At 40.7% G+C, this 24,767-nt stretch carries 23 protein-coding genes; 11 read left to right on the plus strand and 12 right to left on the minus strand.

The genetic code is table 11. The annotated features are described in order from the left end of the window. Positions 1 to 23: 23 nt before the first annotated feature. From AAEY94_RS18170 to seqA, 3 genes are all read right to left on the minus strand, one after another. Positions 24 to 473 (minus strand): hypothetical protein, encoded by a 450-nt coding sequence (locus tag AAEY94_RS18170; RefSeq protein WP_350979507.1) that lies wholly within the window; start codon positions 471 to 473, stop codon positions 24 to 26. Positions 474 to 612: 139 nt separating this feature from the next. Continuing rightward, positions 613 to 2,256 (minus strand): phosphoglucomutase (alpha-D-glucose-1,6-bisphosphate-dependent), encoded by a 1,644-nt coding sequence (gene pgm, locus AAEY94_RS18175; RefSeq protein WP_101088373.1) that lies wholly within the window; start codon positions 2,254 to 2,256, stop codon positions 613 to 615. Between the two features lie 53 nt (positions 2,257 to 2,309). Next, positions 2,310 to 2,936: a replication initiation negative regulator SeqA gene (gene seqA, locus AAEY94_RS18180; protein ID WP_101088374.1), complete on the minus strand. Its 627-nt coding sequence runs from the start codon at positions 2,934 to 2,936 to the stop codon at positions 2,310 to 2,312. Positions 2,937 to 3,235: 299 nt separating this feature from the next. Here seqA and AAEY94_RS18185 point away from each other — a divergent pair, with 299 nt between their 5' ends. From AAEY94_RS18185 to AAEY94_RS18225, 9 genes are all read left to right on the plus strand, one after another. Continuing rightward, positions 3,236 to 4,009: an alpha/beta fold hydrolase gene (locus AAEY94_RS18185; protein ID WP_335692325.1), complete on the plus strand. Its 774-nt coding sequence runs from the start codon at positions 3,236 to 3,238 to the stop codon at positions 4,007 to 4,009. 98 nt (positions 4,010 to 4,107) lie between these two features. Beyond that, positions 4,108 to 4,329 (plus strand): DUF2788 domain-containing protein, encoded by a 222-nt coding sequence (locus tag AAEY94_RS18190; protein WP_059744892.1) that lies wholly within the window; start codon positions 4,108 to 4,110, stop codon positions 4,327 to 4,329. An 8-nt stretch (positions 4,330 to 4,337) separates the two neighbouring features. Then, the gene (ybfE, locus tag AAEY94_RS18195; protein WP_011637372.1) at positions 4,338 to 4,610 is read left to right on the plus strand and encodes a LexA regulated protein; all 273 of its coding nucleotides are present in this window, start codon (positions 4,338 to 4,340) and stop codon (positions 4,608 to 4,610) included. Positions 4,611 to 4,661: 51 nt separating this feature from the next. Beyond that, positions 4,662 to 5,189, plus strand: coding sequence for a flavodoxin FldA (fldA, locus tag AAEY94_RS18200; RefSeq protein WP_101088376.1), 528 nt, complete (start codon positions 4,662 to 4,664; stop codon positions 5,187 to 5,189). 93 nt (positions 5,190 to 5,282) lie between these two features. Beyond that, the gene (gene earP / locus AAEY94_RS18205) at positions 5,283 to 6,470 is read left to right on the plus strand and encodes an elongation factor P maturation arginine rhamnosyltransferase EarP (RefSeq protein ID WP_350979512.1); all 1,188 of its coding nucleotides are present in this window, start codon (positions 5,283 to 5,285) and stop codon (positions 6,468 to 6,470) included. A 49-nt stretch (positions 6,471 to 6,519) separates the two neighbouring features. After that, on the plus strand, positions 6,520 to 7,080 hold the full coding sequence (gene efp / locus AAEY94_RS18210; protein WP_011637369.1) for an elongation factor P: 561 nt from the start codon (positions 6,520 to 6,522) through the stop codon (positions 7,078 to 7,080). Positions 7,081 to 7,360: 280 nt separating this feature from the next. Next, a complete protein-coding gene (locus AAEY94_RS18215) occupies positions 7,361 to 8,575 on the plus strand; it encodes a pyridoxal phosphate-dependent aminotransferase (protein ID WP_350979514.1) in 1,215 nt (404 codons plus the stop codon). Positions 8,576 to 8,687: 112 nt separating this feature from the next. Then, a complete protein-coding gene (gene yfbR / locus AAEY94_RS18220) occupies positions 8,688 to 9,275 on the plus strand; it encodes a 5'-deoxynucleotidase (protein ID WP_350979516.1) in 588 nt (195 codons plus the stop codon). A gap of 9 nt (positions 9,276 to 9,284) precedes the next feature. After that, the gene (locus AAEY94_RS18225) at positions 9,285 to 10,661 is read left to right on the plus strand and encodes an anti-phage deoxyguanosine triphosphatase (protein ID WP_350979518.1); all 1,377 of its coding nucleotides are present in this window, start codon (positions 9,285 to 9,287) and stop codon (positions 10,659 to 10,661) included. Positions 10,662 to 10,806: 145 nt separating this feature from the next. Here the strand turns inward: AAEY94_RS18225 and AAEY94_RS18230 are convergent, their stop codons facing one another. The 5 genes from AAEY94_RS18230 to AAEY94_RS18250 all read right to left on the minus strand — a co-directional run bounded on the left by AAEY94_RS18230 (position 10,807) and on the right by AAEY94_RS18250 (position 16,986). After that, the gene (locus AAEY94_RS18230) at positions 10,807 to 11,727 is read right to left on the minus strand and encodes a carbohydrate kinase family protein (RefSeq protein ID WP_350979520.1); all 921 of its coding nucleotides are present in this window, start codon (positions 11,725 to 11,727) and stop codon (positions 10,807 to 10,809) included. A gap of 5 nt (positions 11,728 to 11,732) precedes the next feature. Next, positions 11,733 to 13,253: a mannitol dehydrogenase family protein gene (locus AAEY94_RS18235; RefSeq protein ID WP_162023037.1), complete on the minus strand. Its 1,521-nt coding sequence runs from the start codon at positions 13,251 to 13,253 to the stop codon at positions 11,733 to 11,735. A gap of 150 nt (positions 13,254 to 13,403) precedes the next feature. Beyond that, positions 13,404 to 15,119, minus strand: a complete 1,716-nt coding sequence (locus AAEY94_RS18240; RefSeq protein WP_101088383.1) for a purine-cytosine permease family protein — start codon at positions 15,117 to 15,119, stop codon at positions 13,404 to 13,406. Positions 15,120 to 15,319: 200 nt separating this feature from the next. Further along, a complete protein-coding gene (locus tag AAEY94_RS18245; protein ID WP_101088384.1) occupies positions 15,320 to 16,282 on the minus strand; it encodes a sugar-binding transcriptional regulator in 963 nt (320 codons plus the stop codon). Between the two features lie 20 nt (positions 16,283 to 16,302). Next, positions 16,303 to 16,986, minus strand: coding sequence for an HAD family hydrolase (locus AAEY94_RS18250; RefSeq protein WP_335692319.1), 684 nt, complete (start codon positions 16,984 to 16,986; stop codon positions 16,303 to 16,305). Between the two features lie 726 nt (positions 16,987 to 17,712). Between AAEY94_RS18250 and adhE the strand changes: the two genes are divergently transcribed. Next, positions 17,713 to 20,310 carry a bifunctional acetaldehyde-CoA/alcohol dehydrogenase gene (gene adhE / locus AAEY94_RS18255; RefSeq protein ID WP_101088386.1) on the plus strand — a complete coding sequence of 866 codons (2,598 nt, stop codon included), beginning with the start codon at positions 17,713 to 17,715 and terminating at the stop codon, positions 20,308 to 20,310. Positions 20,311 to 20,471: 161 nt separating this feature from the next. On the opposite strand, the gene AAEY94_RS18260 is transcribed toward adhE, so the two are convergent. Continuing rightward, positions 20,472 to 21,167: an aspartate/glutamate racemase family protein gene (locus AAEY94_RS18260; protein WP_350979524.1), complete on the minus strand. Its 696-nt coding sequence runs from the start codon at positions 21,165 to 21,167 to the stop codon at positions 20,472 to 20,474. Between the two features lie 62 nt (positions 21,168 to 21,229). Between AAEY94_RS18260 and AAEY94_RS18265 the strand changes: the two genes are divergently transcribed. Beyond that, the gene (locus AAEY94_RS18265; RefSeq protein WP_350979526.1) at positions 21,230 to 21,364 is read left to right on the plus strand and encodes a hypothetical protein; all 135 of its coding nucleotides are present in this window, start codon (positions 21,230 to 21,232) and stop codon (positions 21,362 to 21,364) included. A gap of 73 nt (positions 21,365 to 21,437) precedes the next feature. On the opposite strand, the gene AAEY94_RS18270 is transcribed toward AAEY94_RS18265, so the two are convergent. The 3 genes from AAEY94_RS18270 to edd form a co-directional block, all read right to left on the minus strand. After that, positions 21,438 to 21,950 carry a DUF1993 domain-containing protein gene (locus tag AAEY94_RS18270; protein ID WP_162023034.1) on the minus strand — a complete coding sequence of 171 codons (513 nt, stop codon included), beginning with the start codon at positions 21,948 to 21,950 and terminating at the stop codon, positions 21,438 to 21,440. A 324-nt stretch (positions 21,951 to 22,274) separates the two neighbouring features. Beyond that, positions 22,275 to 22,919 carry a bifunctional 4-hydroxy-2-oxoglutarate aldolase/2-dehydro-3-deoxy-phosphogluconate aldolase gene (locus AAEY94_RS18275; RefSeq protein ID WP_101088389.1) on the minus strand — a complete coding sequence of 215 codons (645 nt, stop codon included), beginning with the start codon at positions 22,917 to 22,919 and terminating at the stop codon, positions 22,275 to 22,277. A 21-nt stretch (positions 22,920 to 22,940) separates the two neighbouring features. Beyond that, the gene (edd, locus tag AAEY94_RS18280; RefSeq protein WP_162023032.1) at positions 22,941 to 24,767 is read right to left on the minus strand and encodes a phosphogluconate dehydratase; all 1,827 of its coding nucleotides are present in this window, start codon (positions 24,765 to 24,767) and stop codon (positions 22,941 to 22,943) included.

Consider the following 24,767-nt stretch of genomic DNA (forward strand, 5'->3'; position numbering starts at 1 on the left):
ATACAAGTTAAGTAACCTCAAGATCAATTCATACGCTTTACTTCAAAATCCATTTTCACTTTCACTGGTACTCGCTTAATATTCGATGCCGCTGGCACATACTGCTGTTTTGGCATCTTATTGACTAATGCTTGCGTCATCCAGCCCTCTGGCTGCGAGCTAATAAGCTCTTTGCTGACTTCGTTACCGTTTGAGTCAATCGTAATATAATATTCGCCCTTACCTGCACCTCTTGGTAACCAATCAGGACGTTTGTTTAACATTACAGGTTTAATCTGCTCCAATGACCAATATTGATTGAGTTGAGAATTTTCAATAGTGATTACCTTTGTATTAAACACGGCTTGAGGTACTTGAACGGTTTGAGTTTGAGTTTGAGTTTGAGTTTGAGTTTGAGTTTGAGTTTGAGTTTGAGTTTGGCAACCCGATAAAATAATCACAGGTAAAGAAAGTAGTGACATATATTTATTCATTAATATCTTCCTTGAAATGACTTAACATTAATTATTAACAACGAACAGTTAAGCCATACTGACAAAAAAATCGCATCAATAGAAGCAAAAAAAGCACTGAAAATCAGTGCTTTTTTTTATTAAACAAGTAACAGTTAACTTAACCTTTCAAAGCTTGATCAATCATAGTCTGTGCTTGAGTAATAATGTCATCCAAATGCTGCTGACTAATAAAGCTTTCGGCGTAGATTTTAAACAAGGCTTCAGTACCTGATGGACGCGCAGCAAACCAGCCATTTTCGGTAGTGACTTTAATCCCGCCAATCGCCGCATTATTACCAGGCGCATGACTTAATATTGCTGTAATCGCCTCACCCGCTAATTCTGTGTCGGTAAAGCTGTCACGATTTAACTGTTCAAACTTAGCTTTTTTCTTAAGACTAATTGGGCTATCGATACGAGTGTAAAAACTTTCACCAAATTGATCGGTTAACTCTTTATAGCGTTGTGCAGGTGTTTTGCCTGTTACGGCTAAAATCTCAGCCGCTAGTAATGCTAAAATAAAGCCGTCTTTATCAGTACACCAGGTACTGCCATCACGTTTTAAAAACGCTGCACCAGCACTTTCTTCGCCACCAAATGCAATGGTGCTATTTGCTAAGCCATCAACAAACCATTTAAAGCCCACAGGCACTTCTAAGCATTGTCGACCTAACGCATTACAAACACGATCAATCATTGCACTTGATACTAAGGTTTTACCCACTGCGAGTGACTCAGCCCATTGTGGACGATGAGTCATTAAATAGTCTATCGCCACCGCCAAATAATGGTTAGGGTTCATCAGCCCAAAGCCAGGGCACACAATACCGTGACGGTCATAATCCGGGTCATTACCGACGCACAAATCATAATCTTCGCTGTACGCTAACAAACCTGCCATGGCATAAGGAGACGAGCAATCCATCCGGATTTTGCCGTCTTTATCTAATGGCATAAAGCCAAATGTGGGATCAACTTTATCATTGACTAAGGTAATATCTACACCATAGTGAGCGGCAATTTGCTCCCAGTAGTAAATACCCGACCCACCTAAAGGATCAACACCTATACGAATGTTGGCTTTTTTAATCGCCTCCATATCAATGACTTCAGCAAGAGATTCAACATAAGGTGCAATAAAATCGACTTCATCAATCCAACCCGATTTAACCGCGACACCGTAATTAACTTTTTTAACGCCTGAGAGTTGATTGGCAAGATATTCATTGGCTTTTGTTTCGATGATTTTAGTAATTTCACCTTCAGCAGGACCGCCATGAGGTGGATTGTACTTAATGCCACCATCTTGTGGAGGATTGTGCGAAGGAGTAATAATTAACCCATCGATTAACGCAGCAGGTGCTGACGAATTTGCACGAACAATCGCTTGAGACACCACTGGTGTTGGGGTAAAACCATCATGCTGTTGAATTAGCATTTTAACTTGGTTTGCAGTTAATACTTCGACCACCGACATAAATGCTGCATAAGACAATGCATGGGTGTCAAAACCCACAATCATTGGCCCGCTTATATTGGCGGAATGACGATAATCGACAACGGCTTGGGTGATAGCCCAAATGTGGTTTTGATTGAAACTCGATGAAAACGCACTGCCTCGATGACCCGATGTACCAAATGTCACTTTTTGTTGCACGTCTTCCACATTAGGAATAATGCGATAATAATGACTCATCAATTTAGGAATATTCACTAAATCCGTTTGTAAAGCTTGCTGTCCTGCGCGTTGATGAATGGCCACGAGTGGTCTCCTAGTTAGTAAATAAAAAATGAATCTTCGACAAAACTCAAAGGTTAAATGTGTTCGGCGATGCTCTTCGCTCTTTCACTGTCACAACCTAAATGTTCCAATACCTCTGTTAGAATAGTTTGTTTTTTGGCGGTATTGTTATTGGTGGTGACCCAAAATCCACTTGATGCGATTTCTTTTGGATTAGAAGATTTACTTGACGTTAATAACGCCTGTTTAGAGCGGGCAAAATACAAACGTCCTTTGCCTTGCACATTAAGCACTTTGTCAAAGTCACTACGAGCAGTAGATTCAAGGCTGGATAATAAATGCATAAAACGCCCAACGGCACCTTTCTGCTGACTTAATAAGTGTTGGCTTACAATGGCATCAAAATCAATAGTTGTTGACGTTGCAATGTCTTCGTCTAATGGAACGTGCTGAATGGCACTCTTTTGCTCAGCGATCACTTTTTCAACAGCCGCTTTGGCTTGATCAAAAACTGGATGACGATTTACTGGCGATTGCGACTCTAAACTTGGATGACTAATGTCTGTGGGTAAGCTTATATCGACATTTTCGACTGACAAGTTCAATAAACGACGCAAAATATCGGAAGCGCTTTCGCCGATGCGTTCAGTTTTACTGGCAATAAAGCGATAAAGTTCTTCGTCAATTTCAATGTATTTCATCAGAGTCATCCTTTTTCTATCAGTCTATTACTGTTGCCAAGATTACATTGGCATCAGATTAAGTCGGGATCGCAGATCGAATTAATATTAATGCGATCAAAAAAATATTGCTTCAGTGTAAGCCATGCTTAACCTACTAATAAAGTGACAAAATCATTTAATGGCCTATATTACTCATATTTTTTTGAAAGCAGTTTAAAATATCAGCAACTATGGCGACATGTGTCAGCAAAACTTGATTTGACCGGCTCATTGCAGCAGAATCTTCCGCATTAAATGTCCAATGAGCTTATTGAATTATGCATTATGTATCTTCTGGTCAAGGTGAAGCCGTCCTGCTTATTCATGGGCTGTTTGGTAATCTTGATAATCTAAAAAACCTCGCCAGTGTGCTTGAGCAACAACATCAAGTCATAAGGGTTGATGTACCCAATCATGGCTTAAGCGAGCATTGGGACAACATGGATTACTCTCAACTGGCTGATGCCATGATTGATGTACTCGATGATTTGCAGATTGAACAAGCCCATGTGGTCGGCCATTCTATGGGCGGAAAAATTGCGATGGCAATGGCTCTTTTACACCCAGAGCGTGTCAAAAGCTTAGTGATTGCAGATATCGCGCCGGTCGCATATAGCCCAAGACATCAAACCGTATTTGCAGGCTTAACCAGTTTAGTATTAAACAGCGATACCACTCGAAAGTCGGCCATAGCACACTTGATCAACGCCGGTATTGATGAGCCGACATCTCAATTCTTACTCAAGAATCTACAACGCACAGACAGCGGCTTTGAGTGGAAAATGAATTTAACTGGGCTAATCGAATCTTACGACCGTATTATAGGTTGGGATTTGCCTTTAACCGATAACGATCATTTTGATAAACCAGCACTATTTATCCGTGGCGGTGAGTCAAATTATGTCACTGCTGAGCATCGTGATGAAATCATGCGTCAATTTCCACATGCCAGTGCAAAAACATTGAACGGTACAGGCCATTGGTTACATGCACAAAAGCCTGAGATCTTTAATCGCATCGTGTCTGAGTTTATTGAACAAAACCAAGGGTAAATTTTTAATATTTACCTTTTTGAACATAGCCGATTGTATCGTGATGTGATATATTCGCGCCCTCTTTTCGCCAGACACTCAATAGCGAAGGTAGAAGTATGTTAAACCAATACATGGAACAAATTGAAGCAGTAGGCTTGAACTTGTTTTTTGCATCGATATTCTTTTTTATCGGCATGGCTATCCATGATGTGCTTAAACAAGGTGAAGTCCCTAAATTTGGTCGATATATTGTTTGGGCAGTGTTATTCCTCGGCTGCGCCGGGTTTATTGCAAAAGGTATCATTCAGATGACCTGGGAAGGCTCTGGGATCGGTTAAAGAGTACAATGGCAAAAGAAACAACAGATAGAACGACTATTGACCTTTTTGCCGCTGAAACTCGCCGTGGGCGTCCGAGAAGTAACCCTCTTTCTCGGGAGCAGCAATTAAAGATCAATAAACGTAACCAAATTCAGCGCGATCGCGCTAACGGTTTAAAGCGAATAGAGTTAAAGGTGTCACAAGATTTGTATGACGCCTTGAACCAACAAGCTTTGAACAGTAACATCAGCCGTAGCCAGTTAATCGAATTTATTCTGCAACAGCAACTCGACAACTGAGACGTTTTTAGAACATCGCACAACGCGAACTAGATATTTAAAGGATAGACAATGGCAACTGTAGGTCTTTTTTTCGGTAGCGACACTGGCAACACCGAAGCTGTAGCCAAAATGATCCAGAAAAAACTGGGTAAAAGCATGCTCGATGTTAAAGACATCGCAAAGAGTACCAAGGAGCAAATTGCTGAATACGATTTGCTTATGTTTGGTATTCCAACATGGTATTACGGCGAAGCACAGTGTGATTGGGATGACTTTTTCCCAGAGCTTGAGCAAATTGACTTTACCGATAAGCTAGTCGCTATTTTTGGTTGTGGTGACCAAGAAGATTATGCTGAATATTTCCTTGATGCGATGGGCATGATACGTGACATCGTTGAAGCTCGAGGCGGTATTATCATTGGTAATTGGCCATCTGAAAGCTACAATTTCGAAGCCTCTAAGGGCATGGCAGACGACAAGCACTTTGTCGGTTTAGGGATTGATGAAGATCGTCAACCTGAGCTAACTGAAGAACGTGTTGACGGCTGGGTTAAGCTAGTTTATGAAGAAATGTGTCTAGCTGAGTTAGAAGACTAACCCACATCATCAGATTAGTTTTGTGATTGAAAGCGGCTTTATTGCCGCTTTTTTATGTCTATAGTTTGGTTTAACGGTTAAGTAACCACCAATATGTCAGTCAATAATTTCAATCCATTATACCCTCATTGGGATATTTTTTGTGTCGTGGTCGATAACTATGGTGACATAGGTGTCACCTGGCGTTTGGCTAAGCAACTGGTGATTGAATATGATATTCCCATCAATTTATGGGTCGATGACTTACTGAGTTTTTCGCATATTTTACCTATGCTAGACCCACACAAACCGAAGCAAATATTCAATGGTGTGAATATATTTCAATGGAATAACCCAATAGATATAGAGTTTATTGCTGGTAATGTCGTTATTGAAGCATTTGCCTGTGAATTACCATCACAAATAAAATCCACCATAAATCAATTACATCAACACCCTCTTTCTCGAGCCCCTACATGGTTAAACCTTGAATATCTCAGTGCTGAAGATTGGGTAGAGGGTTGTCACGGGTTGCCCTCTTCACAGCCTGGTGGGGTTAAAAAGTGGTTCTATTTTCCAGGTTTTACCCCTAAGACAGGCGGGCTTATCTGTGAGCGGGAATTATTTAATCAACGTGACGAATGGCAAGCTGACTCAAAACATAAATTAGCATTGTTCAACAAACTGGGGTTACAGGGAATAGATGCTAAAGATACGGTTATCAGTGTCTTTAGTTATGAAACGCCAGCCTTAGTTGCTTTGTGTGAATTATGGCAAACATCGCCAAGCCCAATTCATGCACTAATCCCTAAAGGACGCAGTTTACATAGCTTAACGAGCATATTGCCCTGTGACATTAAAGCTTTGATGCCCGGTCAACAATTTACAATAGGTAACTTAACCCTACATATATTACCCATGACTGATCAAAATGCTTTTGATCGCTTGCTATGGAGCTGTGATTTTAATATTGTGCGGGGTGAAGATTCGTTTTTACGTGCTCAATGGGCTGCAAAACCCTTCATATGGCACATTTATCCTCAAGAAGATGATTATCACTTGGTAAAATTACAAGCTTTTATGCAAATTTACTGCGATAATCTTGCTCCAGAAATTGCTGCCACTTGGTCTGAGGTGAATTTGGCCTTCAACCAGGGGAATACAAACGCGGTAGTAATGCACTGGCAACAATTACATTCTGTTAATTTGTCTTTAATGCAACATGCTATTGAATGGCCAATTAACGCGTTAAATGAAGCAGATCTTGCGAGTCGACTAGTTCAATTCGTTAAAAATAGCTAAGATACTGCTCTATAAATAAAAAAAATCTAAATATATAGGAAATAGTGAAATGAAAACTGCTCATGAAATCCGTCCTGGTAACGTGATCATGTTAGATGGCAGCCCATGGGTTGTTCAGAAGACTGAAACAACTCGTTCTGGCCGTAACGCTGCAATCGTTAAGTTAAAATTAAAGAACGTATTGCTAGATTCTGGCACTGAACAAACCTTCAAAGGTGAAGACAAATTAGACGATATCATTCTAGAACGTCTTGATTGTACTTACTCATACTTCGCTGACCCTATGTATGTATTCATGGATGAAGAATACAACCAGTATGATGTAGAAGCTGACAACTTAGGTGATGCTGCTGACTATATCATTGATGGTATGGAAGACGTTTGCCAAGTCACCTTCTATGAAGGCAAGGCTATTTCTGTTGAATTACCCGTTCACATTGTCCGTGAAGTTATCTACACCGAGCCTTCTGCTCGTGGTGACACTTCAGGCAAAGTAATGAAGCCAGCTACCATTACTGGTGGTGGTACGGTTACCGTTGCTGATTTTGTTAAAGTCGGTGACAAGATTGAAATTGATACTCGTACAGGCGAGTTCAAGAAGCGCGTTTAAGCGTCAGTTAATTTGAGTTATTAGTAAAATAGTAATAACACAAGTCAACTCAGCAAAAGCCAGCACTAAGTGCTGGCTTTTTTGTTGTCAAACACTATACACATACTGATTCACAACCTAAAAACAGCATTTAACACTGAAGCGATAGCTAATTTACTGACAGAATCAGCATTTAACACTAATATTATTATTCATTTTGCTTGTTTGCCTCTTTCACAATGCCAATAAATTCGTTATGGTTCGCTAACTTAAGCCGTATTTAGTTATCGAGAGTAGTAGTATGCGACCCATTATCAAATCCAATAAGCTTGATTCCGTTTGTTATGACATCCGCGGACCAGTACATAAAGAGGCCCGTCGGTTAGAAGACGAAGGTCATCGTATTTTAAAGCTTAATATAGGCAACCCTGCCCCCTTTGGATTTGAAGCCCCAGAAGAAATCGTTCGAGACGTTATTTTAAACTTACCCAGTGCCCAAGGTTACTGCGAGTCAAAAGGCTTATTCTCTGCGCGTAAATCCATTGTGCAGCATTACCAAGCTCAAGGTATTTTTGGCGTCGATATTGAAGATATCTACATAGGCAATGGTGTCTCTGAATTGATCGTAATGGCCATGCAAGGGCTGCTTAACACCGATGATGAAGTACTGATCCCATCACCTGATTATCCATTATGGACTGCAGCGGCAAACCTTGCTGGTGGCAAAGCCGTGCATTATCGATGCGATGAAGAAGCCGATTGGTTTCCTGATTTAGATGACATAAAGAGTAAAATCAGCAGCCGCACACGTGCGATTGTGATGATCAACCCAAACAACCCTACCGGTGCGGTTTACAGTAAAGAATTGCTGCTAGAGGTTGTTGAGCTATGTCGTCAACACGATTTGATATTATTCGCCGATGAAATTTACGATAAAATTTTATACGACGAGGCCAAGCACATCCCTGCTGCTGGTTTATCTGATGACATTCTGACTATCACCTTTAATGGCTTATCTAAAGCCTATCGCGCCGCAGGTTTCCGTGTGGGTTGGATGATGTTGTCGGGTAATTTAAAAGCTGCCAAAAGTTACATTGAAGGCCTAGAAATGCTGGCGTCTATGCGTCTGTGTGCCAATGTACCCAATCAACATGCTATTCAAACCGCATTAGGCGGTTATCAGTCAATTAATGAGCTGATATTACCTAATGGCCGCTTAACCATACAACGCGATGCGGTGTACGAATTGCTTAATCAAATTCCTGGGGTCAGCTGTAAAAAACCTAAAGGTGCCTTGTACGCATTCCCGAAATTAGACATGAAGAAGTTTAATTTACGTGATGATGAACGTTTGGTGCTTGATTTGTTAAAAACCAAAAAAATTCTGTTAGTACAAGGAACTGCCTTTAACTGGCCTGAGCCAGATCACCTTAGAGTGGTTTTTTTACCCTATAAAGAAGACTTGGCTAAAGCACTCACCGAGTTTGGTGATTTCTTGGAAGACTATCGCCAATAGCACCTTAACGAGATATCTGTTCAATAAAACACTAAGCGACTGAACAGTCGCTTTTTTTTATTGATAAGCTCCTGTAAGCTGAGACAAACTATTGAGCGCAGTAAGGAGTCTCATGAGTCATTTATTTGCCCATTTATCTCGGATGAAACTGATCCAACGTTGGCCGTTAATGCATAACGTGCACCGCGAAAACGTTCAAGAGCATTCACTACAAGTGGCGATGGTTGCTCACGCTTTAGTGATTATCAGCAATAAAAAATTCGCTACCGACTTAGACGCCAATAAAGCGGCAACCATTGCCATCTATCATGATGCTAGCGAAATTTTAACTGGCGATTTACCCACACCTGTAAAATACTTTAATAAAGAAATCGAAGCCGAATATAAAAAGATTGAAGCCATAGCTGAACAGAGAATGTTAGAAATGGTACCAGATGAATTTAAAGACGATTACCGCAGCCTGTTTATCAGTGAAGCAGCGGATCCACAATACAAAGCCATTGTGAAAGCAGCTGATACTCTCTGCGCATATTTAAAGTGCTTAGAAGAACAAAAAGCCGGTAACAGTGAATTTAATAGTGCCCGTAAACGTTTAGAACAAATGTTAGACGACAACCCTAACCCTGCCGTAGCTTATTTCCGTGATTGTTTTATTCCAAGTTTTACATTGAATTTAGACGAAATTAATCAAATGTTGTAAAGGAATTTTATGCCTGATAACACCATCGAGTCCAGTAATACAGAACAGAACAGTCGTTGGCAGCAACGTTTACTCGGTGAAGATAAACAGCGCCGTAATGATCATCGCAGCCCATATCAACGAGACCGCGCACGTATTCTGCATTCAGCAGCATTTCGTCGGCTTCAAGCCAAAACGCAAGTGCTTGGCGTTGGCATGAATGACTTTTACCGTACTCGGCTAACACATTCATTAGAAGTGTCACAAATTGGTACTGGCATTACTGCTCAACTACGTCGAAAATATCCGGACCTTAGGTATTTACTCAATTCAATGAGCCTCATTGAATCGATTTGTTTGGCTCACGACATCGGTCATCCACCTTTTGGCCACGGCGGTGAAGTCGCATTAAATTACATGATGCGCCATCACGGTGGTTTTGAAGGCAACGGCCAAACCTTTCGAATTTTAACTCGTTTAGAACCCTATACCCCTTCATGGGGGATGAACCTTACTCGGCGTACTTTACTTGGGGTAATGAAGTACCCAGCAACGTATTCGCAATTGTATATCAATCAAAATAGGCCAGACATAGCCAATCATCGCCAACTAAAACCCTCAGAATGGCCACCGGTAAAAGGATTATTTGATGATGATATACCCATTATTGATTGGGTATTAGCGGCATTATCAGAATCGGATAGGCAGTTGTTTATTAGCAGTGAACAAAGTCATACACATGTAGATTATCCCCATTTAAAAACGCGCTATAAGTCATTTGATTGCTCGATTATGGAATTGGCAGATGACATTGCTTATGCGGTACACGATCTCGAGGATGCTATTGTAATGGGAATTGTCAACCAACATCAGTGGCAGCGCGATGTGGTTGGGCAGTTAACTGAAATCAAAGATCAATGGCTGATATCGGAAATCGCTAACATTGGTGACAAGCTATTCTCTCATGAACATCATTTACGCAAAGATGCTATCGGTACCTTAGTCAACGGTTTCGTCACCGCGATTGGCATTAGTACCAACCCACAATTTGACGAAGACTTATTAAAATATAATGCCGAATTAGAGCCAGACTTTGCAGCAGCATTACATGTACTGAAACAATTAGTTTTCAAGTATGTTATTCGTAAACCTGAAATCCAGATGCTGGAATATAAGGGCCAACAGATTGTGATGGAATTGTTTGAAGCGTTTGCCTCGGATCCTGAACGTCTGTTACCACTTAATACTCGAGACCGATGGTTAGCAGAGCGGAATGCCAATAATAATCCAATGCGGGTGATTGCTGATTATATTTCTGGGATGACCGATGAATTTGCCGGTCGCTTACATCAGCAATTATTTGGTTCAAAAACCGCAGGCATTATGGAGTTAAGTCGCGAGCAATAACATTTATTGCCTCTGTTGATTTTCGATAAAAAAAGCGCTTGGTTATAACAACCAAGCGCTAACGGGTTATATAAAGGGGAAATAACCCAAATTTCACACTTCACACTTCACACTTCACACTTCACTAACAAAAACACCAATCAATTCATACCGGGTGCATAAACGCTTGTATTTCATTTAACGTGAGCATTGGCGTAGCGCCATGAGACTGAGCAACCATAGCACCCACAGCGCAAGCAAAATCAATCGCATACTGCGGATTACTATCACTGCATAATTGGTACAGTAACGAGCCTAAAAATGAATCTCCGGCGCCGACGGTATCAACTACATTGACTAAATAACCTGAATTATAATACTTCTGCCCTGCAACACTCAGTAATGCTCCATGACTGCCTTTGGTAACACACAGATAATTGGTTTGGGTTTGCTCAGCAATATAATCCAAGTTTTGTTCTAATGAATTAAATGGCGAGCCCATGGCTTTAGCAATTTCATACAGTTCATCATCATTTAATTTGATAAAATCTGCTTTTTTCATCAAACTAACCACACTATCAATCTGGTAATGCGGTGCACGTAAGTTAACGTCAAATACCGAAAACGAAGCCAATTCAACTACGGCGGTTAAGGTAGTGAGAGACACATCATTGCGACCAATTAAACTGCCAAAAACCAACACGTCAGCACGATTAACTTGCTCAATTATATCTTCCGTTAATGCGATATTATCCCACGCAGTATCGGCGACAATGTCATAAGACGCTGACCCATTGTTGTCTAAAGTGACTTGTACTGTGCCGGTGCTTTTAACGGGATCTATGGCGATACAGTCACGATTAACACCGCGATCGTCAATAAAACTCAGTAACTCGCGACCTAATAAATCATCGCCAACGGCACTGATCATCGAACCTTTAATGCCCAAGGCATTAAGTCTGACGCACACATTTAAAGGTGCCCCGCCAACACGCTTGCCATCAGGGAAACAATCCCACAATACTTCGCCAAAACAACTGATGTTAATGTCGGCCTTAGCTTTATGATTAATTAATATGCTATTCATACGGCTTAACCTTTCGCTTGTAATCTTGCTTGCATAATCGATTTAATGTCACTGCCCGGTGCATATAAGGCCGTAATCGCTTGACGATAATCTTTACAAAAGCTTGCTTGATTATTTAGATCACCAAATAAGTCAGTTAGCTGTAAAAACGCTAACGGATCTTGTGCTGTTCTGCTAGCAAACTCATGTAACTGTGCTGACATTTGGTCGTTAATGTCTAACGCTTGCCCTTGCTGATCAACACGTTTATCACTGTATAAACACCAGGTAGCAATGACCAATGTGGCCAGTGAAGTATCACGGCCTAATTCGATATTTTCATTAATAGAAGCAATGATAAATTTTGGTAACTTGGCTGAGCTTTCGAGACAAATTCGCGCCAAGCTGTCTTTAATGTTCGGATTGGAAAAACGTTCAATTAGGGTATCTTTGTATTGAGTTAAATCAATGCCTTCAAGTTGCTCAATTAACGGCGTGACTTCATCGTCCATAAATTTACGCAAATATGTTGCAAATAAAGGATCAGATACCGATTCATCAATCGTCGCAAAACCATGTATAGAACCTAATAAACCTAATACTGAATGGCCTGCGTTTAATAAACGGATCTTCATTTTTTCAAACGGAGTCACGTCACTGACAAATTGTGCACCAACGGTATCTAACGCCGGACGGCCATCACTAAAGTTGTCTTCTATGACCCATTGAGTGAAGGCTTCGCACGTGATTGGCCATTCATCGTTAATGTGTAATGTGTTAGCCACATATTCGATGTCTGCTTTGGTTGTCACTGGGGTAATACGGTCAACCATTGCGTTTGGAAACGCTACATTCGTTTCAATCCATTGGCCTAAACCAGCGTCATTTTTATTCACAAACGCCAGTAGCATTTTACGGGTCATGTCGCCGTTATGCTGAATGTTGTCACAAGACTGAATGGTAAAAGGCTTCATGCCCTTGGCTTTACGCTGTTTAAGTGCTGCAGTTAAATAGCCAAACGCGGTGATTGGGTCATTAGGATTCGCCATATCATGGATTATGTCTGGATTGTTGAAATCAAACTCACCGGTTGCAGGATTAAAGTTATAACCGCCTTCTGTGATGGTCAATGACACAATTTTAGTGTCTGAGTGAATCAGTTTATCAATGACCTGTTGTTTGTTTTCTGGTGCAAATAAAAAGTCAATCATCGAGCCCATCACTTGATGATCAATCTGACCATTCGGGTGACGTACCGTTAAACTGTACAGATAGTCTTGTTTCACCAACACATCACGTAGACTGCGGTTAGCTTCTAACAAACCGACACCACAAATCGCCCAAGACTCAGAACCAGGTTGCTTCAATAACTCATTGATATACATTGCTTGATGAGCACGATGAAAGCCACCGACACCAATATGCACAATCCCAGCGGTTAACTGGCTACGATCGTATTTCGGCACATCAACATTAGCAGGTAATGTTGACAAACTTTGTAGGTTTAACGTGTTCAGTTGAACATTTGAATCTTGAGAATGATCCATGTGGATTGTGCCTCATAAAATAATTAAACAATATGGATGGTTGTGTTATCTAATGAAATAACACGGCTAACTCAAGACTAATGTTTTATTAACATCATTAACCTTAAGCTATTAAGATCAGCCGTTAGCCTTGAGTTATTAATACTGCGATTACGAGTTTATTTTTTTATGTCGTTTAAGAGCAACATATGAACAACTAAAATAAATTATCGTACAGACAAAACAAACTGTTTCAAATAAAGATTTATTCTCTGCATAGATTGTCATTGTTGGGCTATAAAACATCACTTTCGCAGCCAGTATGCTAATAACCACTAAAGAAACAACCGCAAAGCTATTTAACACCTTGGTGAACTGACTGCAGTCTTCAACATGAGGCTTATCATCTTTAGCCATTTCATCTTGGTATTCGGCAATTTGTTGCTGTTCTTTCTCATCTAATAATATAGCGTCTGTATAATCTAAATCGGCACCATATTTTTTAGCTAATACAGTATAAATAATAATGGTGAATATCCATGTTGGAATAAATAAGTAATAGAATGAAATAATATCAAGACTATTTAAACCAAACCCAAATACTAACGCTAATGCCCAAGATGCAATTGCCGGTGTACTTTTAGACAGGTTTTGATACTTAGCCCAATAGCGGGTTAAGCCAATTTTAGGGAACAACACGTGCTCAGCAAATACAATCCCCCCCACTGGTACAACTAATAGACCTGCATACGTCAGTAACGGTAACATCTGCGAAAACACAAATGGGAAACACGCTATCACTACAGTGACTAAACCCACAATGGCGGTAGTACGTTCACGAGATTGATTAACAAAGATTGACTGCGCGGCTAGGCCTGCACGGTATAAATTCGCGTTAGCCGTTGTCCAACCAGCGATAATGATAATCACAAAGCCTGAAAAACCTAAAGCATGGTAAGCAACATCACCTGGATCGAGTTGAGTAATAGTAGTTTTTAATAGTACAGCAGTACCTGCCCCCATAATACCAGCAGAGATCCATGCTAAGTAGTGACCGAAGAACATGCCAACACCTGAAATCAAACCATAACTTTTACGCTTTGCGAAGCGGAAAATAGCCATGTCTATCAAACCGAAGTGAGTAATTGAGTTAGCTGCCCACGCAAAGCCTATCACTTCAAGTAAACCAATACCGGGTTCACCTTTGTCATTTAATCCAGTCCAAATTGAGCTGTCACCTATGGTCATGAAGTCTTGCCAGCCCGTTAATGTGGTACTGCCAATCACATGATTTGATAACACTGGAAATAAGGTAAATGAACCCGCAATAAAAATAACAAATAACCATGGCGCACAAATTTTAGAAAAGTCAGCCACGGTAGAGAAACCATACATGGCGACGACAACGACGATAGATCCTACCGCTAATACAATCATCACAAACCATAGACTGCTAGGGTACCAATTTAATTGTGCCGGAATGTCGAATAAGAAACGGACGGCCGTCGACGATACTGTGATCATCGCTGCGGATATCACCGAGAAGATAACGACATTTGCCCAGTTATAGAGCTTGGTCATTGAGTCGCCGGCAATCTTATTTAAATAATTATATAAACTGAGTCGAGTTTCAACAGCAATAGGTGCCGTTAATAACCACCACGAACACATCGCCAATAGATTACCAATTAATAGTCCAAGTAATATATCAATAGTTGAGGCACCTAGAGCAACAAAAGTGGCACCAATAACAAACTCCGTCGCTGCAACATGCTCCCCAGCATATAAACCTGCAAAGTGTTTCCAACCATGTAATTTATTTTTAGCTACAGGCAGCTGCTCTTCATTCATTTGTTTGAATGAAGCCTCATGTTGACTTGTTGTCATTATTTTTATATTCCTATTTAGGGAATAAGTAAAACCCTCACCAAAAATCGATGATAAAGTGATACTACATCTCCTTTACTGACTACTTATTATTTCTATTGAGTTGAAATAATAACCCCATTCATATTCACATTATTTTTATAAATTATTCACGCGTTATTGATCTAATTTCAATGTTAAACATCATTTTATTTAATCATTTACTTTAGCTTTGCTAATATTCTTTCAGCTGTATATTCATTGGTTATTAATGAATTAATTAACCGACCTTGCAATGCTGAAAATATTGCATCAACTTTATGTTGACCAGCAGCAATGCCATAAACAGGTTTATTTGAATCAATTCTCAACGGTGAGCTCATCACCAATTGATTCATTGAATGCTCGAGTAACTGCCCTTGCTGGTTATACACCCAACTGATAATTTCACCAGTGGCATTGTCATTAATTAGCTCGGTTAACTGTGACTGATTAATGAAACCATCGAGCAATAATGGTGACTCTGCGCCCATATGCCCAATACCAACAAAAGTGGCATCTGCTTGTTTAACTAATTCAAAAATACTTTTTACCGGCGCTAAGTCATGCAATAACTGCTTTTCCGCTACTGAAGTCGCAATAACGGGTAATGGCATAGGGTAATGCTTAGCCTGCACTCGATTAGCCATGCTGACTACGATATCAAATGCTGATGCAGAACCGTCTAACATCATGTTGCCTAATAACGACACTATTTTATGCTGTGGACATTGCATCGAAGGTAACTCATCGATACAAGCTTTGAGTGCTCGTCCGGTACCAAAGGCTAAAGTTTTAGGTTGTTCAGACTTTAAGTACCGCTCTAACACGCCTGCACCACATTGCGCTAAACCGTGCACGGAACTGTCATCAGCAGGATCGCTTGGTACAATTTCGCATTCCAATAAATTAAAAGCTTGGGTTAACTGTTGGCCCAACTCCATACATTTACCAATGGGGTGATCTAAACGGACTTTAATTAACCCTTCACTAACCGCTAATGCGACTAAACGTTGCGCTGACTGTCTTGATACTTCTAATTTTTGGGCAATTTCATCTTGAGTATTCTTCGCGACGTAATATAACCACGCAGCTCTTGCCGCTTGCTCTAATCGCGCGAGTTCTGAATTCGACTTGTTATCCATGTTGTCCCTTATATTCAGTATCAACGCATTAACGCTGGCATTAGACGTTTAAAATGTTGCCAATGACTTAGTACAGCAATCTCTGGGTAAGCCTGTGACACTGGGTGTAACTCATCGCTAACGTTATCGACTATATGACCACCGCCAATATAATGAATCACTTTCATTTTGGCCGCGACAGCTGCACTGACGCCAAAAAAGCTATCTTCAATCACCAAACAATGCTGTGGCTCGACACCCATGCGTTTAGCCGCATGCAAAAACAAATCAGGTGCCGGCTTACCTCGTTTGACTTCGCTGGCCGTAAAAACATTCAAACCAAACACATCCGTTAACCCTACTACTTCTAATGCGCTAGTTGTACGCGGTAAACTGCTGCTGGTTGCTATGCAATACGGTACTTTCAAATCTGCCAATATCGATCTAATACCGTCTGTTACGGTTAAATTACGCTCAAACTCAGACAATAGTTGCTGACGATATTCTGCTTCAAATTGTTCAGGTAATGTCAGTGCCAGCAAACGCTTTACTTTGTCGGCGACGGTAGCAAATTGACAACCTAGAAAATGCTGTTGTACAAAAGCCATATCAATGCAGGCGCCTAATTGAGCAAGTTTTTCGATTAACACATTAGCGCTAATCACCTCACTGTCGATCACAACCCCATCGCAGTCGAATATTATTAATTGTGTATTTATGTTCATATGCTCGCCTTACCAGATCAAGTCAGATAACTAACCATATTTTACAGCGTGCTGAACCTGAAACCACAATAATAAATCCAACATCACATTCTGTAGAGTTGTACAAAACTCAAATAACGTGGATAAGTGACCACATTACACTAACTAGAGTAAACATTCGCACCACGAGTGAGCATATGCCCTAGCAGTGAGCATATTCCCTCTTATAAATATTGATGTCAATCACAATTCTCTAATTAAATAAGCAAAACAAGCTTTAGCGATTGCTTATACATGCAACCCAATTATAAAATATTATTTAAATTCAATAGAATATTTTCAACACAGTTGATTCAATTTGTTATTTCATCAATGTAAAAGTTCAAAAAACAGACTATTTCTATTGTAAAACAATTGTAAATTATCGCTTTTTTAGTTGAAAATCGTACTAAAGGTAAGCGACAAGATAAAGAATGAACACGCAATATATGCATTACTTTGGTGCTAAAAACAGGTCTTAGTTATGAATTAATGCCAATTTGGGTGATGTTTACATGCCTAGACATACGGAAGTTAAATATTCAACAAAATATAGCGTTCATAAAATAAGCTATTACTGTAATAAAATTACATTCCGTTATGCATTTGTGGTCATCATCACAGCAAATAGCGCATTAAAGTTGTAATTTTATTTACAAAGAATATTTTGCAAAACTGATTTGTTGAATATTTTTAAAGGAAACCACTATGACAGTTACCAATACACAAGAGCTTGATTTATTAGTTGAGCGCGTTGCCAAAGCTCAAGCCGAGTTTGCAAACTTTAGCCAAGAAAAAGTCGATACTATCTTTAGAGCGGCTGCTTTAGCTGCAGCAGATGCACGCATATCTCTGGCAAAAATGGCCGTAACCGAAACCGGCATGGGTGTATTAGAAGATAAAGTGATTAAAAACCACTTCGCATCTGAATACATTTATAACAAATACAAAGATGAAAAAACCTGCGGTATTTTATCTGAGGACTTAACCTTCGGTACCATTACTATTGCAGAGCCGGTCGGAATTATTTGCGGTATTGTCCCCACAACTAACCCTACTTCTACTGCTATTTTTAAAGCGCTTATTAGCTTAAAAACCCGTAATGGCATTATTTTCTCACCACACCCAAGAGCTAAAAACTCAACGACTACAGCGGCTAAAATTGTATTAGATGCCGCAGTTGCAGCAGGTGCACCTAAAGATATTATTGGCTGGATTGACCAACCTAGTGTTGCATTGTCTAATCAGTTAATGACTCATGCAAAAGTTAACCTCATTTTAGCCACCGGTGGACCAGGCATGGTTAAAGCAGCATATTCATCAGGTAAACCAGCCATTGGTGTTGGCGCAGGCAATACACCTATTGTTATCGATGAAACAGCAGACATCAAACGCGCGGTAAGCTCTATATTAATGTCAAAGACCTTTGACAATGGTGTGGTATGTGCTTCTGAACAAGCGGTGATTGTAGTCGACAGCATTTATAAGCAAGTTAAAGAGCGTTTTATCAGTCACGGTGGTCATATTCTGTCTAAAGCGGAAACTGCGGCAATGCAAAGTGTCATCCTTAAAAACGGTGGCCTTAATGCCGATATCGTAGGCCAGAGTGCTGTTGCGATAGCCGCAATGGCAGGTTTTGAAGTGCCTAGTACCACCAAAGTGCTTATTGGTGAAGTGACTGATATTGATGATGCTGAAGCCTTTGCTCACGAGAAATTATCTCCGTTATTAGGGATGTATAAAGCAAAAGACTTTAATGAGGCAATGGACAAAGCGGAAGCCTTAGTTACCTTGGGCGGTATTGGTCATACATCTGGTTTATATACCAATCAAGACACCCAGGATGAGCGCGTTAAAGCCTTTGGTTTTAGAATGAAAACAGCCCGTATTTTGATTAACACTCCTGCTTCTCAAGGTGGTATTGGTGACTTATATAACTTCAAGTTAGCCCCATCATTAACACTAGGTTGTGGTTCATGGGGCGGTAATTCAATTTCTGAGAACGTCGGACCAAGTCACTTAATCAATAAAAAAATGGTCGCTAAGAGGGCTGAAAACATGTTGTGGCATAAGCTTCCATCATCTATTTATTTCCGTCGCGGTAGCTTACCAATAGCACTTGAAGAGTTAAGTGATAAAAAACGCGCGCTGATCATCACTGACAAGTTTTTATTTAATAACGGTTACTGTAATGAAACCTTAAAAATTCTGAAAGCACAGGGGCTTGAAACCGAAATTTTTTATGAAGTAGAAGCTGACCCAACCTTAGCCATTGTGCGCCAAGGCGCTAAAGTTGCGCAAAGCTTCCAACCTGATGTGATTATTGCATTAGGCGGTGGTTCGCCAATGGATGCTGCGAAAATCATTTGGGTTATGTACGAACATCCTGAAGTTGATTTTGCCGATCTAGCGCTGCGTTTCATGGATATTCGTAAACGTATTTATAAATTTCCTAAGATGGGCGTTAAAGCTCAAATGGTTGCCATTCCGACAACCTCAGGTACTGGATCAGAAGTGACTCCTTTTGCCGTGGTAACCGATGAAGTAACCGGAAAGAAATACCCTATTGCGGACTATCAATTAACCCCAAATATGGCGATTGTCGATCCTAACTTAGTCATGGACATGCCAAAATCACTGACCGCTTTTGGTGGTATTGATGCTGTCACACATGCGTTAGAAGCTTATGTGAGCGTGATGGCAAACGAATACAGTGATGGCCAAGCACTGCAGGCATTAGACCTATTATTTAAGTACCTACCGGACTCTTATGAATTTGGTGCTAAAGCACCCGTTGCTCGTGAAAAAGTCCATAATGGTGCCACCATAGCCGGTATTGCTTTTGCCAATGCATTCTTAGGCGTTTGTCACTCAATGGCGCACAAATTAGGTGCTGAGTTTCACTTAGCTCATGGTTTGGCTAATGCATTATTAATCTCTAACGTGATCCGCTTTAACGCGACAGATATGCCCACCAAGCAAGCAGCATTTAGTCAATACGACCGCCCTAAAGCCTTATGTCGTTATGCGGCCATTGCAGATTATTTAAAGCTAGGCGGTAAAACGGATGCTCAAAAAGTTGAAAAACTGATTGAGAAAATCGAACAGCTAAAAACAACTATTGGTATTCCTGCATCAATTCAAGATGCTGGCGTTAATGAAGCAGATTTTATCGCCAAACTGGATGAACTGGCTGAAGATGCATTTGATGATCAGTGTACTGGCGCCAATCCACGTTACCCGTTGATTAAAGAGCTAAAACAAGTGTTATTAGACAGCTTCTATGGCCGAGCTTATAAAGACTAGTCGATTCGATAATAAGCAGTAAGCTTTTAACATTACGCCTTACCATATTGTAAGGCGTTTTTTATGTCTTAAACATGCATCCGAAAACGAGTCTGTTTCAAATCAACACGGCTAGCGGAGTAAAGTGTCGTTTACAATCTGTTGATTATCTCGAAAACTGTCTACTGAGCTAATGCCAGCATAACGGCCTTATTGGCATGTATTTGAGTCGTATCATACAAAGGAACATGGGTATGTTGCTGCTGCACTAGCAAGGCTATTTCAGTACAACCTAAAATTACCGCCTCAGCTCCTTGTGCATATAATTTATCAATAATACCAAGATAGCATTGCCGTGATTGCGGATTAATCGTGCCCAGACATAACTCTTGATATATCACGTCATGGATTAATGTTTGCTCGTCTGATGAAGGTACTAGTACTTCAATGGGATAGTTATCGTTTATCCGCTGCTTATAAAAGTCCTGTTCCATGGTAAAGCGCGTGCCGAGTAAGCCGACTTTACTGATCCCATCGGCTAACAACACCTCAGCAGTGGCATCAGCAATATGCAAAATGGGTATAGAGATTTGTGCTTGGACCTCATCAGCCACTTTGTGCATGGTATTGGTACAAATCAACAAAAAATCTGCCCCGCCAGCTTCAACCGCTTTCGCTGCAGTCGATAAGTGAATAGCAGTGTCATTCCACAACCCCTTATGTTGTAGGGTTTCTATTTCAGCAAAATCAACACTGTATAAACAAATCTTGGCTGAATGCAGTCCGCCTAGAGCAGACTTCACGCCTTGATTAATGGCTTTGTAGTAATTGAGTGTCGACTCCCAACTCATACCACCTATCATACCGATTGTTTTCATACTCACTCCGGTCATTGAATGCTGTAGGTCTATAAAGACATTATTATCATGATAGAAACATAATGTGGGATAACAAGCTTAATGGCGGATCGATATTGTCTATTTCAGGCTTAGGTCGATTAACCGCTTTGTGGCTCCAAGGTGTCATGACTTACGATAAATACCTGACTGTGGTAGATTCATTTTTAGGTAGATAACAAAAAACCAGCTAATGCTGGTTTTATTCTAGCCATATAAAATGGTGCTATCAATGGATAAGTGTTTTGTTGGTTACGACTTAAATGGCATTGCACCTAAGTAGTCTTTTTTGCCCACTTCAACACCATTATGACGCAAAATTGCATAGGTAGTTGTCACATGGAAATAAATATTAGGAATGGCATGTTCAAAAGCGAAATCACGCCCAGTAAGATATTTATCTTCCCAACGACGATGAGTAATTTTACGCGTTTCTGCACCAGCAAAGTCTTCGGCTGTAAATGTGGCTAAATAATCGACAACAGAAGCGATACGAGTTTGTAACTCCGCTAATGTCGTCTCATTATCTTCATGTTTTGGCGCACTATCTTCTTGGCCAGTTAAACGCGCGACGGCTAATTTGGCTGTATCGCACGCAATTTGCACTTGGCGAGTTAAGTTAAATTGATCAGGCGCTAAACGTGAATTAAGTAACACCGACATTTCAATTTTTTTAGCTTCTGCAAAGCCTTCACCTTTGACAAGGATTGCACTTAGGTTATTAAGCATTTTACTAAATTGTACAACCGTTAAATCATAAAGCATGGAGAATACCTCTTAATATGAATGAACTTGCTTTGTTATCGACTTAAAGCATCAATAAATTTGTGTTAAATCATTCATCATCATTTTATGGAATCGCGATGAATGGTGCTGCTATGAAAAGTTTATCTCACATATCATAATGATTAATGATTAATGATTAATGATTAATGATTAGTGATTAATGATTAGTGATTAGTGATTAATGAGTATTTTAGTAAGCTGCATCAATGTGCTAAACATTATACGGTTTCTAATAAAACACCAGTAAATACATATAAAAAAACCAGCAGATGCTGGTTTTTGAATCATCACACAATAAAGAGATTACAGTGCAGCAAGCGCTTCTTTACACAGTTGGGTAATGCGATCCCACTCTTCGTTGTCTACTGCATCAGTCGGTGCTATCCAGCTACCGCCAATACAATCAACATTTGATAGTGCTAAGTAATCTTTATAAGTCGCAGGGCTAATACCGCCTGTTGGACAGAAACGAATATCAGACAATGGGCCAGAGAATGATTTCAGTGCATTGACGCCACCAGAAGCTTCTGCTGGGAAAAACTTGAAGTGAGTGTAACCCAACTCCATACCCACCATGATCTCAGAAATACTAGCCACACCAGGAATCAATGGCACAGTACCTTTCTTGGCGGCTTTTAGTAAATCAACCGTTGCACCAGGAGTGATAATAAACTGTGAACCAGCAGCAACCGCTTGGTTTAGCTGAGCTTCATTTAAAATAGTCCCTGCACCAACAAGTGCTTCAGGTACTTCTTTAGCAATCTTTGCAATCGCTTCAAGGGCGCAAGGTGTACGAAGCGTAACTTCAAGTACACTAATACCGCCAGCCACTAAGGCTTTTGCTAAAGGCACAGCATGTTCAATTTTATTAATGACCATGACCGGAACTACCGGGCTGCGTTTAAACACGTCATGTGGTTGAAGCAACCAGTTATTAGGCTCAATCATATTACCGACTTCCTTTTATTTTTAATATAATTCATCAATAGCGTTAGTACTGCGAGCACCTGTTTCAGGGCTGCTTAAACTACGTCGAAGCGCGCCAAACAATTCACGGCCCATGCCATAACTTGAATGATGCAAATCCACTTTACCTGCAGTTCGACTTGCAAGTGTTTTCTCGTCTACAAACAGGGTTAATTCACCCGTTGTCGCATCAACACGAATCACATCGCCGTTTTCAACTTTGGCAATCAGACCACCATCAAGTGCTTCTGGGGTTAAATGAATTGCAGCAGGAACCTTACCAGAGGCTCCAGACATACGGCCATCGGTGACCAACGCCACTTTGAAACCTTTGTCTTGTAAGGTGCCTAAATAAGGTGTGAGCTTATGAAGCTCAGGCATACCATTAGCTTTAGGGCCTTGACCTCGAACAACCACAACACAATCTCTGTCAAGCTCGCCTGCCTGAAATAGTGCGTCGAGTTTGTTTTGATCATCAATCACAATCGCAGGACCTTCAATCACACGATTATTATCAGGTACTGCAGACACTTTAATCACCGCACGGCCTAAATTACCTTTCAATAATTTCAAGCCGCCATTGCTTTGAAACGGTGTAGCAAGGTGGGTTAATACTTCTTTGTCTAAGCTTTCCGTCACACCATCAACCCACTTAAGTTCGCCATCAAGCAAACGAGGTTCTTGGGTATAACGACGCAAGCCGTAACCAGCAACGGTATTGACATCTTCATGCAATAAACCGCCATCAAGTAACTCTTTAATCAACAATGCCATGCCGCCAGCAGCGTGGAAGTGATTAATATCGGCATGACCATTTGGATATACGCGGGCTAATAATGGTACTGCATCAGATAAATCAGAAAAATCATCCCAATTAACGATAATGCCTGCGGCGCGAGCTGCTGCGACAATATGCATGGTTAAGTTAGTTGAACCACCTGTCGCAAGAATACCCACAATGCCGTTCACTACTGACTTTTCAGATACCACTTCACCAATTGGTGTGTACTGAGTGCCCATTGACGTTAAACGACAAACTTGTTTAGCGGCCATTTTGCTCAATTCATCACGTAATGGATCGTCAGGATTAACAAACGATGAACCAGGTAATTGTAAGCCCATAATTTCAAGCATTAACTGGTTAGAGTTAGCCGTACCATAGAAAGTACAAGTGCCAGCGCTATGATATGACTTAGCTTCAGCTTCAAGCAGTACAGCACGATCAACTTGCCCTTGAGCAAATTGTTGACGAATACGTGCTTTCTCTTTGTTTGGAATACCCGACTTCATTGGCCCAGCAGGCACAAATAGCATCGGCAAATGACCAAAACTTAACGCGCCAATTAATAAACCCGGGACGATTTTGTCGCAAATACCCAGCAGTAACGCGCCATCAAACATGTTGTGCGATAAACCTATCGCAGTAGACATCGCAATGACTTCACGACTCAGTAGACTTAACTCCATGCCCGGCTGACCTTGGGTCACGCCGTCACACATAGCAGGAACACCGGCAGCAACCTGCGCCACACTGCCTACGTCCACACATGCTTGCTTAAGCATATTTGGATAGGTTTCGTAGGGTTGATGCGCTGACAACATGTCGTTAAATGCGGTTACGATACCAATATTGGCTTTCGTCAGTTGACGTAAAGAGTCTTTGTCCGCTGGCTGACAGGCCGCGAATCCATGAGCCAAATTGCCACAACTTAGGGCGCTACGATGAACACCTTTGGCTTTGGCATCGTTTAAGGCCGTTAAATACGTTGAACGAGACTGTTTACTGCGTGCGATAATTCTATCGGTGACGGCTTGTACTACTGAGTGCAT

This window comes from Shewanella sp. AC34-MNA-CIBAN-0136 (genome assembly GCF_040309945.1).
In the GTDB taxonomy this organism is placed as follows: Bacteria; Pseudomonadota; Gammaproteobacteria; order Enterobacterales; family Shewanellaceae; genus Shewanella.

Coding starts and splice junctions, on each gene's coding strand:
- AAEY94_RS18245 (WP_101088384.1), bottom strand. CDS start 16,282: ATGGATAACAAGTCGAATTCAGAACTCGCGCGATTAGAGCAAGCGGCA.
- AAEY94_RS18240 (WP_101088383.1), bottom strand. CDS start 15,119: ATGACAACAAGTCAACATGAGGCTTCATTCAAACAAATGAATGAAGAG.
- adhE (WP_101088386.1), top strand. CDS start 17,713: ATGACAGTTACCAATACACAAGAGCTTGATTTATTAGTTGAGCGCGTT.
- efp (WP_011637369.1), top strand. CDS start 6,520: ATGAAAACTGCTCATGAAATCCGTCCTGGTAACGTGATCATGTTAGAT.
- AAEY94_RS18260 (WP_350979524.1), bottom strand. CDS start 21,167: ATGAAAACAATCGGTATGATAGGTGGTATGAGTTGGGAGTCGACACTC.
- fldA (WP_101088376.1), top strand. CDS start 4,662: ATGGCAACTGTAGGTCTTTTTTTCGGTAGCGACACTGGCAACACCGAA.
- AAEY94_RS18170 (WP_350979507.1), bottom strand. CDS start 473: ATGAATAAATATATGTCACTACTTTCTTTACCTGTGATTATTTTATCG.
- ybfE (WP_011637372.1), top strand. CDS start 4,338: ATGGCAAAAGAAACAACAGATAGAACGACTATTGACCTTTTTGCCGCT.
- AAEY94_RS18190 (WP_059744892.1), top strand. CDS start 4,108: ATGTTAAACCAATACATGGAACAAATTGAAGCAGTAGGCTTGAACTTG.
- earP (WP_350979512.1), top strand. CDS start 5,283: ATGTCAGTCAATAATTTCAATCCATTATACCCTCATTGGGATATTTTT.
- AAEY94_RS18265 (WP_350979526.1), top strand. CDS start 21,230: ATGTGGGATAACAAGCTTAATGGCGGATCGATATTGTCTATTTCAGGC.
- AAEY94_RS18275 (WP_101088389.1), bottom strand. CDS start 22,919: ATGATTGAGCCTAATAACTGGTTGCTTCAACCACATGACGTGTTTAAA.
- AAEY94_RS18270 (WP_162023034.1), bottom strand. CDS start 21,950: ATGCTTTATGATTTAACGGTTGTACAATTTAGTAAAATGCTTAATAAC.
- AAEY94_RS18185 (WP_335692325.1), top strand. CDS start 3,236: ATGCATTATGTATCTTCTGGTCAAGGTGAAGCCGTCCTGCTTATTCAT.
- AAEY94_RS18230 (WP_350979520.1), bottom strand. CDS start 11,727: ATGAATAGCATATTAATTAATCATAAAGCTAAGGCCGACATTAACATC.
- AAEY94_RS18235 (WP_162023037.1), bottom strand. CDS start 13,253: ATGGATCATTCTCAAGATTCAAATGTTCAACTGAACACGTTAAACCTA.
- edd (WP_162023032.1), bottom strand. CDS start 24,767: ATGCACTCAGTAGTACAAGCCGTCACCGATAGAATTATCGCACGCAGT.
- seqA (WP_101088374.1), bottom strand. CDS start 2,936: ATGAAATACATTGAAATTGACGAAGAACTTTATCGCTTTATTGCCAGT.
- AAEY94_RS18225 (WP_350979518.1), top strand. CDS start 9,285: ATGCCTGATAACACCATCGAGTCCAGTAATACAGAACAGAACAGTCGT.
- AAEY94_RS18215 (WP_350979514.1), top strand. CDS start 7,361: ATGCGACCCATTATCAAATCCAATAAGCTTGATTCCGTTTGTTATGAC.
- yfbR (WP_350979516.1), top strand. CDS start 8,688: ATGAGTCATTTATTTGCCCATTTATCTCGGATGAAACTGATCCAACGT.
- AAEY94_RS18250 (WP_335692319.1), bottom strand. CDS start 16,986: ATGAACATAAATACACAATTAATAATATTCGACTGCGATGGGGTTGTG.